Origin of the sequence: Bathymodiolus heckerae thiotrophic gill symbiont, assembly GCF_900128515.1 — a bacterium.
Lineage (GTDB): Bacteria > Pseudomonadota > Gammaproteobacteria > PS1 > Pseudothioglobaceae > Thioglobus_A.
The window spans coordinates 1-1956 of the sequence record NZ_FQTP01000169.1 but is presented as its reverse complement, the minus strand read 5'-3'; the positions used below and the strand labels follow the sequence as shown (position 1 = coordinate 1956).

The window sequence follows — 1956 nt, the reverse complement described above, 5'->3', positions numbered from 1 at the left end:
CACCTAAGTCAGCGGCACCAACTTCAGGTCGGTAGGTTGGAGAGCAACCTAAGTGTGTACAGATACCAATAATAACTGCAATTTCAGGATTGATTGAACGATGAACATTTTTTGCATAAGCAGGTTGTTGATCTTCTAAATTATTAGGATCTACTAAATTATCATCCTGAACTAGAAGGTTAGCCAATGCTGTTTTGTCACGTTTGAAAATCCAAACGGGTTTTTTACGCCATAAAACACGAACAAGCTGACCTTCTTCTAATTTTTCAATATTGACATCAACTGGTGCGCCAGCAGCTTTCGCTCTTGCCGAAGGCATCCAAGATGATAAGAATGGCACCAATACAAAGCCAACGCCAACAGCACCAACAACACTTGTAGCGCCAGTCAAAAAGCGTCTTCTCTTTAAGTCTATTTCCTGTTCTGACATAAAATTACAGTCCTTTATTTTGAATGTGTATAGATTAAATCTATATTTAAAAACCCAATAATTATACTTTAATATTAGCGATGCGTGATGAGCAATTCGCTTATTGTTGGGTCATTTATCTGTATTAACCTTTATTTCAATACGGTCTATTTGTTGACATAAAGAAATACCTTGTAATAGGGTAATTATTTCATTTAATTGCTGTTTAGCTCTAAAGGCAACAGCTGAGTTGCTAGTTATTAATGTTGCAACATTGTCTTTAATTAGGCAAAGCTCTAAATCTTTAAGGGCGCCTGGAAGTTGAGGGTGCAGCTGGGCATTGATTTTATTATAGATTTTTGCCTGGGCGATCATTTGCCCAAGAGAGCCTTCGGGCGAAAAGTTTGTTAAATTAGTTGTTGGTTTATGCTGACACATTTAATGCAAAGGCTGGTTTATCTATGAGAAAATAGGTTTTTTATAAAAAAAACAATTCTTTATATTCTAATGAGTATTATAAATAAAGTTCTATCTAAAATTGTCGGCTCTAGAAATGATCGTCTAATTAAAAAATTACGCATAACGGTCGAGAGTATTACTGCACTAGAAGGTGAAATTCAAGCATTAACAGACGAACAGCTTCATGCAAAAACTCAAGAATTTAAAGATCGTTACCGGGCTAAAGAGTCACTTGACTCATTACTGATTGAGGCATTTGCGGTAATGAGAGAGGCCGGCGTCAGGGTGTTGGGCTTAAGGCATCATGATGTGCAGTTAATTGGTGGCATGGTTTTAAATGATGGCAATATTGCTGAAATGGGCACGGGTGAAGGCAAAACTTTAGTAGCAACGCTACCCGCTTATTTAAATGCTCTGAGTGGCAAAGGCGTCCATGTTGTTACCGTTAATGATTATTTGGCCGAGCGTGACGCTCGATGGATGGGAAAAGTATTCGAGTTTCTTGGCCTGAGTGTTGGTATTGTAGCCTCCAATAGACCGCCAGAGGAGAAGCAGGTGGCCTATGCTTGTGATGTGGTGTATGCCACAAACAACGAATTGGGTTTTGATTATTTACGCGACAACATGGCCTTCACCACAGATCAAAAAGTGCAAAAAATACTTAGCTTTGCTATTGTTGATGAGGTTGACTCAATCCTAATTGATGAGGCTAGAACGCCGCTGATTATTTCTGGGCCAGCTGCAGATTATGCGCAAGTCTATCAAGCAATCAATCACATGATTCCGAACTTCACCGAGCAAACCGAAAGCGGAGAGGGTAAAGAGGTTGTGGTAGAGGTTGCTGGTGATTACACCATTGATGAAAAACATAAGCAGGTGTTTTTAACAGATGATGGGCACGCTAAGGCGGAAGGCTTGTTGATTGATGCAGGTGCATTACCACAGGGTGCAAGCCTTTACAATGCAAGTAATATTTTATTAATGCAACATATTAATTCTGCACTAAGAGCGCACATGCTATTTCGCAAGGACGATCATTACATTATTGATGGTGATGAAGTGGTGATTGTTGATGAGTTTACAGGTAG

At 39.4% G+C, this 1956-nt stretch carries 3 protein-coding genes; 1 reads left to right on the top strand and 2 read right to left on the bottom strand.

What is annotated here, in order from left to right; translation table 11 throughout:
* Both petA and BTHERMOSOX_RS10725 read right to left on the bottom strand, forming a co-directional pair.
* Window positions 1-430, bottom strand: a 430-nt coding sequence (gene petA, locus BTHERMOSOX_RS10730; protein ID WP_138121127.1) for a ubiquinol-cytochrome c reductase iron-sulfur subunit, incomplete at its 3' end; no start/stop codon positions are given.
* Window positions 431-541: 111 nt separating this feature from the next.
* Window positions 542-847: a hypothetical protein gene (locus tag BTHERMOSOX_RS10725; RefSeq protein ID WP_138121126.1), complete on the bottom strand. Its 306-nt coding sequence runs from the start codon at window positions 845-847 to the stop codon at window positions 542-544.
* 69 nt (window positions 848-916) lie between these two features.
* Here BTHERMOSOX_RS10725 and BTHERMOSOX_RS10720 point away from each other — a divergent pair.
* Window positions 917-1956 (top strand): preprotein translocase subunit SecA (locus BTHERMOSOX_RS10720; RefSeq protein ID WP_138121125.1); only part of this gene is annotated, 1040 nt, incomplete at its 3' end.

Bases quoted from the DNA above. Each gene is read 5' to 3' on its own strand.
- BTHERMOSOX_RS10725 (WP_138121126.1), bottom strand. From the start codon at position 847: ATGTGTCAGCATAAACCAACAACTAATTTAACAAACTTTTCGCCCGAA.